Source organism: Pseudarthrobacter sp. ATCC 49987 (assembly GCF_009928425.1).
Classification (GTDB): Bacteria; Actinomycetota; Actinomycetes; order Actinomycetales; family Micrococcaceae; genus Arthrobacter.
The window spans coordinates 2,774,569-2,788,236 of record NZ_JAABNS010000001.1 but is presented as its reverse complement, the minus strand read 5'-3'; the positions used below and the strand labels follow the sequence as shown (position 1 = coordinate 2,788,236).

Here is a 13,668-nt window from a genome sequence, read left to right as displayed (position 1 = left end):
GGGACTTTTCCTCCACCTTCACGAAGGACAAAAAATAATGGCTACTGGTACCGTCAAATGGTTTAACGCTGAAAAGGGCTTCGGCTTCATTTCCCCCGATGACTCCTCACAGGACGTCTTCGCACACTACTCCGCGATCGCCTCTTCCGGCTTCCGCTCCCTCGAAGAGAACCAGAAGGTCTCCTTCGAAACCGAGCAGGGCCCCAAGGGTCCCCAGGCCGTAAACATCCAGGCTCTCTAAGACTTAGCTTCCAGCTAACTCTTCTGAGTCCGGAACCTTACAGGTTTCGAGCAGGGTCCGTCTTTGACGGGCCCTGCTTTTGTTTAACCCGGGTGTGCTGCGTCGACCCACGTCGCGCGACGAATTCCGGGTTATAGGACAAAACGTGTGTAAATTCCGGGCGTGTCAGGGTCGTCCTGCCCATCCTTTGCGGGCCCAGAGGCCTTCTTCTGCGGTGGCTGCTTTGCCGTATTCCTCGGGTCCGTGGGGTTGGTCGGGGGCGGTCTGAGCCGGTAGGCGTATGGGCGTTTGGTGCTCCGGGCGGATGAGCCGGGCGGGCGGGACCGGGGTTTCGCTATGCAGGTACAGATACCACTCGATGGCCCGTTTCTGGTGCTCCTCGCTCATCCCGCGGTGGGCCCGCAGGATCAGGCGAAGCTGGGCGTTCGTGCCGCCTTCGATCCGGTTGGTCGTCGCGGCGATGTCGAGTCCGATGAACTCGTGGCGGAGGTAGGTGAACAGCGTCCCTGCCTGGCTGATTCGTTCCAGGAGGCGGTAGGCCTTGCGGAGCCTGTCGTGGGTGAACCACCAGGTCTGATTCGCCCGCACCCAGGCCGGCGCCGGGGTGGTGGTGCCGCGGTAGGTCCGGGCCCGGACCAGGTCCCCGTAGTCCTGGTACCAGTCGTTGAGGTGGCCCAGCCACGCCGCGGCCTGCGCCGAGGTGCGGATCCGTGTCAGTGCCCGGCCAAGGCGCAGGAGGGCTTTTCCTGCCTCGGTCCTGGGCCGGCTGGTCAAGTGGGTGCGCACGTTGCGTTGGACGTGGACGAGGCAGCGCTGCACGGCGCTATCGGACCAGCAGTCAGACAATGCGGCCGCGATCCCGGAACCACCGTCGGTGATCACCACGCGCGGCGCGGGGAACCGTTGAAGCAGGGCAGCCCAGGCAGCCTTTTTCTCGGTGTCGCACCACTGCCAGCCGATCACGTGCTCTCCGGCGATCGCGATCAGACAGCACCACGACCCGACGTAGATCCCGTCGATCTGGACCTGATCATGGACCTCGCCAGTGGCCGGTATCGCCGGGGAAATATTCCAGCACCATGCCGTGCGGCGCCGGAACGACCGGGCCGTGCCGAACGAGACAGCCCCTGCCTGGCTGCCGGCGCCCAACAACCAGCCCAGAAAGGCGTCCAGCTCCGCGCGCCGGCTCACATCCGGGCGTTCACCCGAGCGGCTCGCCCCGCATTCCAGACACCGGTACCGCTGCTTGCCAGCCGCCGTTTTTCCGTTCCGAACCAGCGCACGACCACAAATCAAACATTCCAGAGATATACAAGCACCCCAGCCACCCTAAGCTTTCAAAGCTTAGCTACCCCGGATTTCCCCCGCCGTCACTGGGAAACAGGCACAATCCATACACACGTTTTGTCCTATAACCCCGAATTCCGGCCCACGATGCGCGGAATTCCTGTCGCTACCGGAATTCGGGACGCGTCAGGAAATTTGCGCGTCGTGGACCGGTTTGCGCATCCTAAGCCGCTCAGCCGGCGTCGTGGTAGTCGAAGTGCAGCGTCGCCGGGGGAGGACCCTGCAGCATCTCGGCCGTCAGCCCGTGCAGGCTCACCAGATGCTCCCGGAACCAGACATCGTAGGGATCGTCCGAGGCCGCGAGGGTCTGGAAGGCCTTGGCCAGATCCTCGGCCTCATGGAACAGGCAGACAAAATCCCCCTGCGGGGTCTGCACGAGGCTGGCGACCTCCCGGGTGACGCCCATGCGCTTCCTCGAGCGTGCATGTTCCTCCCGACGCGAGCCGCTCATCTCCGCATCGAGCGCCTTCCACTCCTCCAGTTTCCCGGGCAAAATCGGCGCGAACCACGTAATGCATTCCATGACAGATTTCCTTCCACGCAGTAGTGAGCACGGTGGTAATCCCATCGGTACAGGAGCATGGTAGTCCCGCGGACGACGGCGGGACAGGGCTTCCGCAATCACCTCCGGACCCGCTCGCCCTCCCCACTCAAACGCCGTGCCGCCGGGCCAGGAACGCGGCCAGCGCAGGGTTGTCGATCTCCTTCGCCAGCCAAGGCACGGACTGGGCGGCGGCCTCGTCGCCGAGCACCGCCCGGTGCGACTGCGCCCGGACGACGAACTCCCGCATCCCGCTCCGGCTGGCCAGCGCGGCCAGCCGGTCCGCGAACTGTCCGGCCCGCGGCGAACCCGTGGCGATGGCGACTTCCGCCGCGGTGTCCAGCAGCCGGGCCGTGTACCAGAGGTACCACGGAGTCGGTTCCAGGCCCCGGCCGATCCAGTGCTCGGCGGCAGCGAGGTCGCCGTGCGCCAGGAACAGCCGCGCTTGGGCACCTGCCGCCAGGGCCATGTAGCAGTGGTCGCCGGCGAGATCGGCCATCACCCAGGACCGGTCAATCAGGGCCGCGGCTTCCTCCAGCCGGCCGGCAGCCAGGTAGGTCTCACCGCGGACCCCGGCGACAAACGGCTCGAACGCTGTCCAGTGTTCCTCCGCAATCCAGTCCAGCGCCCGGTCCAGGCAGGCGGCCGCCAGCTCCAGGTCCCCGCGGAGCAAATGCACGCGTCCCAGCAATGCCTCGCTGAAGGCCTGCTGCCGGCGGTTCCGGGCCGCCTTGGCGAGCCGTCCGGATTCAGTGAACGCCGTCACCGCGTCGCCGTAGTGCGCGGTGTCCGACGCCAGCATGCCCTGGATCGCCAGAATCCGGGCCTGCTCGTCGGGGATTCCCCGCGCCGCCTGCATCGCCCTCTCCAGCCAGCCGGCCGCGCGGTCTGGAACACCGCGCTGCACGGACAAGTAGCCCAGCTCGCGGAACGCGGCGGCGGCAGTCCGGGAGACGCCGTCGGGCGCTTCCGCCGACAACGCACGGTGCAGGAAATCGGCCACCTCGGCGCCGCGGCCGCCGGCCTGGTGGATCAGCGCCCCGGCGAGCGTCACCAGCGACTCGGCCACAAGGTGGCGGTCAACGGTGCGCTGGGCCAGGACGACGGCGAGCCGCAACTGGTCGAGGCCCCGGTCCACGGCGCCCGCCGACAGGGAGGCGCTGCCGGCGTCGAGATACGACCGGACGGTGGCCACGGTGGCGTGGAGCTCGGGGTCGGCGACCGGCACAGAGTCGGACAGCGCACGACGTACTTCCGCCGGCAGCGGCAGGCCCAGCTCCCGGTGGTAGAGGTCCGCGCATTTGGTGACCTCATCCCGAGCCCGCCGGTGCTCACCGAGGGCAACCAGCGCCTTCACCAGGACGGCGGTGCAGTCCGCGTGGAAGGGGTCCCGGCGCAGCGCCAGCGTGGCGAGCTCGACGGCGTCCGCCGGGGTGCCCGAGGCCAAGGCGGCCAGCGCCCCTTCGTACAGGAGTGACTGGACGCAGTTCTCGAGCCGGTACCGCTGGTCCGCCAGCCAGGAGTCAAAGACAGGGCTGTCCGCAAGGGTGAGGCCCTCCAGCAGCTGGCCGTTGAACCGCCGCGGGTCCAGGCCGGGGCCGTTGGCCGTGCCGACCAGCTCCAGGGCATCGCAGCGCCAGGGCTGCACGAAGGCCAGCCGCAGCGGGTCGCCGCTGATGGCGACGCCGGACAGGGTCCGGCGCAGCTCGGAGAGGTTCCAGCGCAAGGCACCCAGCGGATCCGCGGCATCCGGGAACAGGAGCGTGGCGGTCCGGGACCGGCTGATGCCCTCCGGCTGCAGGGCGAGGTAAGCCAGCACGGCCCAGGCTTTGCGGCCCTTGGGCTGTGGGGGAGTGGTGCCGGAGGACTCGATCGTTGGCGGACCGAGGAGCCGAATCCATGTCTCGGCCATAGGAGTAATTTTACGCCGCGGGGCCCCCAGCGTGCTGGGGAAATCAGTCCCGGGGTATTCAGCCGGGGTATTCAGCCCGGCGGATTCACACGGTTGCTCACACGGCGGCTGCAGAAACTGGACTCATCAAATCCGAACTCCACCCGAGGAACTAAAAATGGAACTGTTTGTAGTCCTGCTGTTCGGACTCGTGATTGCCGCCGGCACCGCCACGGTCCGCGCGATGCTCAAGGACGGCCACGGACACACCCCCGAGGTGCGGTCCACCGAGTCCTGGTACGCCGGCAACCTGCCCAGCGAACCCTACATCTCGGCCCTGACCTGGTACCGGCCGGGGGCGCGGGTCCAGTAGCTACGAACGATTGCGGGGCGGTGGGCCGGTGGCTCACCGCCCCGCAATGTGCCCGGCAAGATACTCGGCGTCGCGGCCCACGCCCCCGACGATCGCCGACCAGTGCCCGTTGAGCCACGGCAGCCCCACCGCGTAGAGGCCCGGGTAGTCCGTGACCCCGCGCCGGTGGCGGGGGTAGTTCCACTCGTCAAGGACCGGGATGTCCAGGACGCTGAAGTCCAGCCGGTAGCCGGTGGCCCAGATGACGGACGTGATGTTCCCGGCGGCGAGATCCAGCCGCGGCGGTGTTGACGGCAGCCAATTGTCCGCCCGCGGCGGGTCCGCCGCCGGGGCTTTGATCCCCGCCGCGGCAATGTAGGCATCGAACATCGGCTGCAGGCGCTGGCCGAACCCGGCCTCCACCAGGGCCAGTCGCTCCGGGAGGTCGTCGGTGAAGACGAGGCCGCCGTCGTCGGCTGCTTCCAGGTGGCCGTGCAGGCGGATGCCGCGGCGGCCGAGGTCCCGCAGGTGAATGTCGTGGCCGCCGTCCGCGCCGGACAGCAGCGGGTTGCACATGAACCGCGCCGCGGGGGAGGGCAGCTGAGCGACAGTGAGGCCGTTGAGCCCGTACTCCGGGCCGTGAAAGCCGAGCTGCATCATCCAGTAGATGGCGTCCCTGCCGCGGTACCGGCGCGGCGCCTCCGGGCAGGCCGACACGGCCAGATGGACCTCGCGGCCGGCGGCCAGCAGCTCCTCGGCGATCTGCCCGCCGGACTGGCCGGTCCCCACGACCAAGACGGCGCCATCCGGCAACTGGCCCGCGTTGCGGTAGTCATGGGTGTGCAGCTGCAGGACGTGCCCCGGGAGCTGTGAGGACAGAGCGGGGATTCTCGGTTTCTGGAACGCCCCGGTGGCCAGCACCACGCTGCGCGCGGACCAGCTGCCGCGGGTTGTCTCCACGCCGAAGCCGCCGTCCTGCGCGGGCGCGATGCGCGTGACCTCCGTACCGGTGAGGACGGGCGCGCCGATGGACTCGCCGTAGTGCCGGAAGTAGTCGATGAGGTCATTGCGCGGCATAAAGGCATCCGGTTCCGGGCCGGCGTAGGGCATGCCCGGCAACTGCAGCGAGAAGTTCGGGGTGTTCAGGCAGAACCCGTCCCACCGGTCGTGCCAGGCGCCGCCGAGGGTCGGGCGGCGTTCCAGCACCTGGTGCTCGACGCCGGACTGGTTCAGCCAGTAGCTTATGGCCAGGCCCGCCTGGCCGGCCCCGATCACGAGGGTGTCCACCTGGCGGGGCGCGTCAATCGGTCCCATGAAAAAACGATACGCCCGGCCCGGCAGGTTTCAAGGGGGATTTCGACGCCGGCGCCCGTCTGAGAGCCGCTGCCGGTCTGACCGCTACTTAGCCTTCGGGATGAGGATCCACAACGCGATGTAGACGAGCTCACCGACGCCGAAGAGGCCGAAGAACACGAAGCCGAGGCGGACCAGCGTCACAGAGATGCCGAAGCGGCCGGCAATGGCCGCGCAGACTCCCGCGATGATCTTGCGGTTCCGTGGCCTCATCAGTGATTGTTCCATCCAGAAAAGGTAGCAGCGTGGGTGCGTCAGGAGAACAGCCCCGGGCAAACCCTTCGCGTCACACGCCTGCTCACACGGCGGCTGAAGACACTGGGATCACAAACCCGCCCACCACCTGAGGTGACCCAACAATGGAAGTCCTGATCGCCGTTCTAGCCGGAACCATACTCGTCGCCGTCCCCGGAACCCTCCGCTCCGTCCTCAAGGACGGCCACGGCCACACCCCCGAGGTCCGTTCCGCGGAGCCCTGGCGCGCGGGTAACCTGCCGAGCGAACCGTACTCGGCGCCGGACGCCTGGTATCTGCCCGGGGCGTGGATGCGCTAGCCGCGCCACTCCACGATCATGCGGCGGGGCTCTGGCAGGATAGCCAGCATGGAGTCCCCAACCCCCGCCCCCGCCTACGACCTCCGCGTCAGCATCCAGGACACCGAACCCGAGATCTGGCGACGCCCGCTGGTGCCGGAAACCATCACCGTCCCGGAACTGCACCGGGTGCTCCAGACGGCCTTCGGCTGGGAGAACCGGCACCTTTTTGGCATCCGGTGCGTGGACCGGCTTGGCCAGCCCCGCGTCATCATCGGCCCCGACGACGCAGCGGAGGAAATGGGCGACGAGCCCGCTTCCGGCGTCGTGCTCCTTGAACTACTGGACGCGGAGCAGGCCGGGGCGAGCACGCTCGAATACGAGTACGACTATGGCGATTCGTGGACCCACCTCGTAGAAGTGATGGGGCCGGCCGAGCTTCAGATGGGTGCCGTGCGCTGCATCGGCGGCGCCAACCGGGGCCCGGTGGAGGACGCCGGCGGGACCTACGGTTATGCGCGCCTCATTGAAGCCCTCGCCGATCCCTCGCATGAGGAACACCAGGAGCTCTCCGGCTGGTACAAATTTGCGACGGGACAGGACGCCAGCACTTTTGAGCCGTATACGTTCGACGCCGCCGCCCTCAACCGACGTTTGGATGAATTGGCGAAACGCCTCTGGCCGGAACCGCCCACGGACGAGGAGATCGACGCCGTCATCCGGCCCGTGCAGTGGCTGCTGAACCAGGCGGGCCCAGACGGACTGCAATTAACCCAGGACGGCTATCTCAAACCTGCCGTGGTCAACCAGGCCGTCCGCGAACTCGACTGGGCCTACCGCTGGCCGGGAGCCGCGAACCGCGAAAGCCAGACCCTGCCCGTTCTGATGCTGCGGCAGCAGGTGCAGGCCTGGAAGCTGCTGCGCAAGAGCAAAGGCCGCCTGGTCCTGTCACCGGCCGGACGCAAGATGCGCGACGGCGGCCGCCCGCTGTGGGACTACCTCGCCGAAGCGGTGGCCTTCCCCGCGGATCAGGCAACGGCCGTCGTGACCCGGATGATGGTCCACTGGCTGTTAGAGGGGGCTACGCCATCCTGGGAACAGCGGAGACAGATCATTGCGGACACCCTGAATGCGGCGGGGTTCCGGGTGGAGGGAGGCAAACCGGTGCCCCTGGATGCTGCTCAGGATCTCTATTCGGACGTGCGCTGGATGTTGGACTGCCTGCAGCTGAAAGTTCCGGAACGCACGTTCGGCGAAACGGCAAACCTGACCGACGGCGGACGGAAGTTCCTCATGCAGGTTCAGAGGTTGCTCGAAGGCCCGTAAGAAGGTCTACAGGGCCCGCGCGGATGTGAGCCAGTACACAGGTACCAGATTTTCGTGTATTGGGGTGCGGGGGCCTTGTGGGGTGTCTGTTTTTCGTGTGGTGGCGGGGTTTTTGGGGGTGTGGGGGTGGTGGTGGGGGTGGATTTGTGTGGGGGTCTGGTGGCGTGTAAAGTAATTCGAGTCGCCGCCGCTGTTGCGGAGAGATTGCGACCGACCCCCTGATTGAATGGCCTTGAATATGGCGCGCTTTGTGGCGTGCCGGTGTTTCGGGTGGGGATCCCCTCGTGGAGTTGTGAGTCGCGGAAACGCTGATTTGCAAAGGCTTCCGGGTTCGGGTAAGTTTGATAAGTTGCTCCGGAGCGATCCACGGCCTTGGTTGTGGTGGTGCCGGGTGTGTCTGTTGTTTGAGAACTCAATAGTGTGCCAAGTTTGTTGATACCAATTTATTGTATTGAATTGGTTGAATTGACCAGGTCCGCCACCCCGTGGTGTGGTCTGGTTTTTACAGCTGGTTTCAAATTTTGTGCAGCGCGTGCATCCCGTTTTCCCGGGGGCGCGTGTTGTGTCTGTTTTACTTCAACGGAGAGTTTGATCCTGGCTCAGGATGAACGCTGGCGGCGTGCTTAACACATGCAAGTCGAACGATGAACCTCACTTGTGGGGGGATTAGTGGCGAACGGGTGAGTAACACGTGAGTAACCTGCCCTTAACTCTGGGATAAGCCTGGGAAACTGGGTCTAATACCGGATATGACTCCTCATCGCATGGTGGGGGGTGGAAAGCTTTATTGTGGTTTTGGATGGACTCGCGGCCTATCAGCTTGTTGGTGAGGTAATGGCTCACCAAGGCGACGACGGGTAGCCGGCCTGAGAGGGTGACCGGCCACACTGGGACTGAGACACGGCCCAGACTCCTACGGGAGGCAGCAGTGGGGAATATTGCACAATGGGCGAAAGCCTGATGCAGCGACGCCGCGTGAGGGATGACGGCCTTCGGGTTGTAAACCTCTTTCAGTAGGGAAGAAGCGAAAGTGACGGTACCTGCAGAAGAAGCGCCGGCTAACTACGTGCCAGCAGCCGCGGTAATACGTAGGGCGCAAGCGTTATCCGGAATTATTGGGCGTAAAGAGCTCGTAGGCGGTTTGTCGCGTCTGCCGTGAAAGTCCGGGGCTCAACTCCGGATCTGCGGTGGGTACGGGCAGACTAGAGTGATGTAGGGGAGACTGGAATTCCTGGTGTAGCGGTGAAATGCGCAGATATCAGGAGGAACACCGATGGCGAAGGCAGGTCTCTGGGCATTAACTGACGCTGAGGAGCGAAAGCATGGGGAGCGAACAGGATTAGATACCCTGGTAGTCCATGCCGTAAACGTTGGGCACTAGGTGTGGGGGACATTCCACGTTTTCCGCGCCGTAGCTAACGCATTAAGTGCCCCGCCTGGGGAGTACGGCCGCAAGGCTAAAACTCAAAGGAATTGACGGGGGCCCGCACAAGCGGCGGAGCATGCGGATTAATTCGATGCAACGCGAAGAACCTTACCAAGGCTTGACATGAACCGGAAATACCTGGAAACAGGTGCCCCGCTTGCGGTCGGTTTACAGGTGGTGCATGGTTGTCGTCAGCTCGTGTCGTGAGATGTTGGGTTAAGTCCCGCAACGAGCGCAACCCTCGTTCTATGTTGCCAGCGCGTTATGGCGGGGACTCATAGGAGACTGCCGGGGTCAACTCGGAGGAAGGTGGGGACGACGTCAAATCATCATGCCCCTTATGTCTTGGGCTTCACGCATGCTACAATGGCCGGTACAAAGGGTTGCGATACTGTGAGGTGGAGCTAATCCCAAAAAGCCGGTCTCAGTTCGGATTGGGGTCTGCAACTCGACCCCATGAAGTCGGAGTCGCTAGTAATCGCAGATCAGCAACGCTGCGGTGAATACGTTCCCGGGCCTTGTACACACCGCCCGTCAAGTCACGAAAGTTGGTAACACCCGAAGCCGGTGGCCTAACCCCTTGTGGGAGGGAGCTGTCGAAGGTGGGACTGGCGATTGGGACTAAGTCGTAACAAGGTAGCCGTACCGGAAGGTGCGGCTGGATCACCTCCTTTCTAAGGAGCACCTACAACAACCTCGCCAGGCGTTATGTCTGTGTGGTGGTGTTGTCAGGAGTACGCCCGTTGCGCAGACGCTAGTTCTGCGGCGGGTGCTCACGGGTGGAATATCAACAAATAGCGGCCGCTGGTTTTTCCTGCGGCACCCAGTACGGATCCTTTTGTGCTTCTTTGGAAGTGCGGGGTTCCTGGAACGGTGTCCGGGGGGTACGGGCGGTTTAGTGTTTGGCACACTGTTGGGTCCTGAGGCAACAGGACCGGGGTCCGCGGCTTTGGCTGTGGTGTCCGGGACTTGTGTTTCTGGTTTCCTGGCTGCACCGAGCGCACACGTGTGTGTGGGGTGTGTGGTATGGGGTTGTTGTTTGAGAACTACATAGTGGACGCGAGCATCTTTTATAAGAAGCAATTTCCAAGAATATGAACCTGGATCTGTGCCGTTGCGTTGGTTGTGCCCTTTGGGGGTGTGGCTGGGGTGGCGGTGTGGTTTTCATGGTTCTCTCGAAAATTAGCGTTTTTGATCTTTTGTGGTCAAGTTTTTAAGAGCACACGGTGGATGCCTTGGCATTAGGAGCCGAAGAAGGACGTAGGAATCTGCGATAAGCCTGGGGGAGTCGATAACCGGACTGTGATCCCAGGGTGTCCGAATGGGGAAACCCCGCCAGGGGCGCGAGCTGCCTGGTGACCCGCATCTGAACACATAGGGTGCGTGGAGGGAACGCGGGGAAGTGAAACATCTCAGTACCCGCAGGAAGAGAAAACAATAGTGATTCCGTCAGTAGTGGCGAGCGAACGCGGATCAGGCTAAACCGTTCCATGTGTGATAGCCGGCGGGCGTTGCATGGTCGGGGTTGTGGGACTTCCCATTCTGTCTCTGCCGGGACAGTGGGGTGTGTAGTGCAGGCATAGGTGAACGGTCTTGAAAGGCCGGCCAGAGAGGGTGTGAGCCCCGTAACCGAAATGTTGTGTACCGCCCGGGGAGTATCCCAAGTAGCACGGGGCCCGAGAAATCCCGTGCGAATCTGTCAGGACCACCTGATAAGCCTAAATACTCCCTAATGACCGATAGCGGACCAGTACCGTGAGGGAAAGGTGAAAAGTACCCCGGGAGGGGAGTGAAACAGTACCTGAAACCGTGTGCTTACAATCCGTCGGAGCAACCTTGTAGTTGTGACGGCGTGCCTTTTGAAGAATGAGCCTGCGAGTTAGTGTTACGTCGCGAGGTTAACCCGTGTGGGGAAGCCGTAGCGAAAGCGAGTCTGAATAGGGCGTTGCAGTGGCGTGATCTAGACCCGAAGCGAAGTGATCTACCCATGGCCAGGTTGAAGCGACGGTAAGACGTCGTGGAGGACCGAACCCACTTCAGTTGAAAATGGAGGGGATGAGCTGTGGGTAGGGGTGAAAGGCCAATCAAACTTCGTGATAGCTGGTTCTCCCCGAAATGCATTTAGGTGCAGCGTTGCGTGTTTCTTACCGGAGGTAGAGCTACTGGATGGCTAATGGGCCCTACAAGGTTACTGACGTCAGCCAAACTCCGAATGCCGGTAAGTGAGAGCGCAGCAGTGAGACTGTGGGGGATAAGCTTCATAGTCGAGAGGGAAACAGCCCAGACCACCAACTAAGGCCCCTAAGCGTGTGCTAAGTGGGAAAGGATGTGGAGTTGCGAAGACAACCAGGAGGTTGGCTTAGAAGCAGCCATCCTTAAAAGAGTGCGTAATAGCTCACTGGTCAAGTGATTCCGCGCCGACAATGTAGCGGGGCTCAAGTACACCGCCGAAGTTGTGGATTTCAGATATTAGCTAAGCCGCCCCTTGTGGGTTGGTTCAGGCGTCTGGAGTGGTAGGGGAGCGTCGTGTGGGCAGTGAAGTCGCGGTGTAAACCAGCGGTGGAGCCTACACGAGTGAGAATGCAGGCATGAGTAGCGAAAGACGGGTGAGAAACCCGTCCGCCGAATGATCAAGGGTTCCAGGGTCAAGCTAATCTGCCCTGGGTAAGTCGGGACCTAAGGCGAGGCCGACAGGCGTAGTCGATGGACAACGGGTTGATATTCCCGTACCGGCGAAAAACCGCCCATGCTGAACAGGGGATACTAACCGCCCGAAGCCTGCCTGACACCCCTTGTGGGTGAAGGGTTTTGGTGGAGCGCGGGACCTGATCCTGGGAGGCAAGCGTATTAACAGGTGTGACGCAGGAAGGTAGCCGAGCCGGGCGATGGTTGTCCCGGTCTAAGGATGTAGGGCGAACGGTAGGCAAATCCGCCGTTCATGATGCCTGAGACCCGATGGGACTCCCGTAAGGGGGGATTCGGTGATCCTATGCTGCCTAGAAAAGCATCGACGCGAGGTTTTAGCCGCCCGTACCCCAAACCGACACAGGTGATCAGGTAGAGAATACTAAGGCGATCGAGAGAATTATGGTTAAGGAACTCGGCAAAATGCCCCCGTAACTTCGGGAGAAGGGGGGCCCCCATCGTGATGGACACAAGCTGTCCGGAGCGTGCAGGGGCCGCAGAGACCAGGGGGAAGCGACTGTTTACTAAAAACACAGGTCCGTGCGAAGTCGCAAGACGATGTATACGGACTGACTCCTGCCCGGTGCTGGAAGGTTAAGAGGACCGGTTAGCCGCAAGGCGAAGCTGAGAATTCAAGCCCCAGTAAACGGCGGTGGTAACTATAACCATCCTAAGGTAGCGAAATTCCTTGTCGGGTAAGTTCCGACCTGCACGAATGGAGTAACGACTTCCCCGCTGTCTCAACCATAAACTCGGCGAAATTGCAGTACGAGTAAAGATGCTCGTTACGCGCAGCAGGACGGAAAGACCCCGAGACCTTTACTATAGTTTGGTATTGGTGTTCGGAGTGGCTTGTGTAGGATAGGTGGGAGACGTTGAAGCCCGGACGCCAGTTCGGGTGGAGTCATCGTTGAAATACCACTCTGGTCACTTTGGACATCTAACTTCGGCCCGTAATCCGGGTCAGGGACAGTGCCTGATGGGTAGTTTAACTGGGGCGGTTGCCTCCTAAAAAGTAACGGAGGCGCCCAAAGGTTCCCTCAGCCTGGTTGGCAATCAGGTGTCGAGTGTAAGTGCACAAGGGAGCTTGACTGTGAGAGAGACATCTCGAGCAGGGACGAAAGTCGGGACTAGTGATCCGGCGGTACATTGTGGAATGGCCGTCGCTCAACGGATAAAAGGTACCTCGGGGATAACAGGCTGATCTTGCCCAAGAGTCCATATCGACGGCATGGTTTGGCACCTCGATGTCGGCTCGTCGCATCCTGGGGCTGGAGTAGGTCCCAAGGGTTGGGCTGTTCGCCCATTAAAGCGGTACGCGAGCTGGGTTTAGAACGTCGTGAGACAGTTCGGTCCCTATCCGCTGCGCGCGCAGGAAATTTGAGAAGGGCTGTCCTTAGTACGAGAGGACCGGGACGGACGAACCTCTGGTGTGTCAGTTGTACTGCCAAGTGCACCGCTGATTAGCTACGTTCGGATGGGATAACCGCTGAAAGCATCTAAGCGGGAAGCTCGCTTCGAGATGAGATTTCCATACACCTTGTGTGTGAGAGGCCCCCAGCCAGACCACTGGGTTGATAGGCCGGATGTGGAAGCGAGGACTAACGACTCGTGAAGCTGACCGGTACTAATAGGCCGATAACTTACACCACACACTCTCTTCGTGAACGGATTCAAAAGACGTTCACACCATGAAGAGAGTACAAAGAAACAAGACTGCTTGCGTCCACTATGTGGTTCCCAAACAACAAACCCGTTGTTCGAGGAACCAAACCAACTGAATAACACCACAGTTGTAACACCAGACTTCCCACCCCCCAGGGGGAACGGGACATAAGGTTACGGCGGTCATAGCGTGGGGGAAACGCCCGGTCCCATTCCGAACCCGGAAGCTAAGACCCACAGCGCCGATGGTACTGCACCCGGGAGGGTGTGGGAGAGTAGGTCACCGCCGGAACATCATTAAACGGTCG

Annotated in this window: 9 protein-coding genes and 3 rRNA genes; 7 read left to right on the top strand and 5 right to left on the bottom strand. The window is 62.3% G+C overall.

Annotated elements, in window-relative coordinates; all coding sequences use genetic code 11:
- Positions 1-37: 37 nt before the first annotated feature.
- Positions 38-241, top strand: a complete 204-nt coding sequence (locus tag GXK59_RS12900; protein WP_024365339.1) for a cold-shock protein — start codon at positions 38-40, stop codon at positions 239-241.
- 165 nt (positions 242-406) lie between these two features.
- Here GXK59_RS12900 and GXK59_RS12895 read toward each other — a convergent pair whose 3' ends face one another.
- The 3 genes from GXK59_RS12895 to GXK59_RS12885 all read right to left on the bottom strand — a co-directional run bounded on the left by GXK59_RS12895 (position 407) and on the right by GXK59_RS12885 (position 4,041).
- The gene (locus GXK59_RS12895; protein WP_160667320.1) at positions 407-1,537 is read right to left on the bottom strand and encodes an IS1249 family transposase; all 1,131 of its coding nucleotides are present in this window, start codon (positions 1,535-1,537) and stop codon (positions 407-409) included.
- A 223-nt stretch (positions 1,538-1,760) separates the two neighbouring features.
- Positions 1,761-2,111: a DUF6176 family protein gene (locus GXK59_RS12890; protein WP_160667318.1), complete on the bottom strand. Its 351-nt coding sequence runs from the start codon at positions 2,109-2,111 to the stop codon at positions 1,761-1,763.
- Between the two features lie 127 nt (positions 2,112-2,238).
- Positions 2,239-4,041: an SARP family transcriptional regulator gene (locus GXK59_RS12885; RefSeq protein WP_160667316.1), complete on the bottom strand. Its 1,803-nt coding sequence runs from the start codon at positions 4,039-4,041 to the stop codon at positions 2,239-2,241.
- Between the two features lie 157 nt (positions 4,042-4,198).
- Here GXK59_RS12885 and GXK59_RS12880 point away from each other — a divergent pair, with 157 nt between their 5' ends.
- Positions 4,199-4,393, top strand: coding sequence for a hypothetical protein (locus GXK59_RS12880; RefSeq protein WP_160667314.1), 195 nt, complete (start codon positions 4,199-4,201; stop codon positions 4,391-4,393).
- Between the two features lie 33 nt (positions 4,394-4,426).
- On the opposite strand, the gene GXK59_RS12875 is transcribed toward GXK59_RS12880, so the two are convergent.
- Positions 4,427-5,686, bottom strand: a complete 1,260-nt coding sequence (locus tag GXK59_RS12875; RefSeq protein WP_160667312.1) for a flavin-containing monooxygenase — start codon at positions 5,684-5,686, stop codon at positions 4,427-4,429.
- Positions 5,687-5,770: 84 nt separating this feature from the next.
- Positions 5,771-5,953 (bottom strand): PspC domain-containing protein, encoded by a 183-nt coding sequence (locus GXK59_RS12870; protein WP_160667311.1) that lies wholly within the window; start codon positions 5,951-5,953, stop codon positions 5,771-5,773.
- A 131-nt stretch (positions 5,954-6,084) separates the two neighbouring features.
- On the opposite strand from GXK59_RS12870, the gene GXK59_RS12865 reads away from it, so the two are divergent.
- The 5 genes from GXK59_RS12865 to rrf all read left to right on the top strand — a co-directional run bounded on the left by GXK59_RS12865 (position 6,085) and on the right by rrf (position 13,652).
- Positions 6,085-6,279 (top strand): hypothetical protein, encoded by a 195-nt coding sequence (locus GXK59_RS12865; RefSeq protein WP_160667309.1) that lies wholly within the window; start codon positions 6,085-6,087, stop codon positions 6,277-6,279.
- Positions 6,280-6,327: 48 nt separating this feature from the next.
- Complete coding sequence (locus GXK59_RS12860) at positions 6,328-7,584, top strand: plasmid pRiA4b ORF-3 family protein (RefSeq protein WP_160667307.1); 1,257 nt, start codon at positions 6,328-6,330, stop codon at positions 7,582-7,584.
- 576 nt (positions 7,585-8,160) lie between these two features.
- Positions 8,161-9,684: ribosomal RNA gene (locus GXK59_RS12855) — 16S ribosomal RNA — on the top strand.
- A 529-nt stretch (positions 9,685-10,213) separates the two neighbouring features.
- Positions 10,214-13,347: ribosomal RNA gene (locus GXK59_RS12850) — 23S ribosomal RNA — on the top strand.
- A gap of 188 nt (positions 13,348-13,535) precedes the next feature.
- Positions 13,536-13,652, top strand: a 5S ribosomal RNA gene (gene rrf / locus GXK59_RS12845).
- Together the 16S, 23S and 5S rRNA genes form the textbook arrangement of a ribosomal RNA operon.
- Positions 13,653-13,668 lie beyond the last annotated feature (16 nt).

Excerpts from the sequence above, each read along its gene's own strand:
- GXK59_RS12870 (WP_160667311.1), bottom strand. The coding sequence starts at position 5,953 with ATGGAACAATCACTGATGAGGCCACGGAACCGCAAGATCATCGCGGGA.
- GXK59_RS12890 (WP_160667318.1), bottom strand. The coding sequence starts at position 2,111 with ATGGAATGCATTACGTGGTTCGCGCCGATTTTGCCCGGGAAACTGGAG.
- GXK59_RS12860 (WP_160667307.1), top strand. The coding sequence starts at position 6,328 with ATGGAGTCCCCAACCCCCGCCCCCGCCTACGACCTCCGCGTCAGCATC.
- GXK59_RS12875 (WP_160667312.1), bottom strand. The coding sequence starts at position 5,686 with ATGGGACCGATTGACGCGCCCCGCCAGGTGGACACCCTCGTGATCGGG.
- GXK59_RS12865 (WP_160667309.1), top strand. The coding sequence starts at position 6,085 with ATGGAAGTCCTGATCGCCGTTCTAGCCGGAACCATACTCGTCGCCGTC.
- GXK59_RS12885 (WP_160667316.1), bottom strand. The coding sequence starts at position 4,041 with ATGGCCGAGACATGGATTCGGCTCCTCGGTCCGCCAACGATCGAGTCC.
- GXK59_RS12900 (WP_024365339.1), top strand. The coding sequence starts at position 38 with ATGGCTACTGGTACCGTCAAATGGTTTAACGCTGAAAAGGGCTTCGGC.
- GXK59_RS12880 (WP_160667314.1), top strand. The coding sequence starts at position 4,199 with ATGGAACTGTTTGTAGTCCTGCTGTTCGGACTCGTGATTGCCGCCGGC.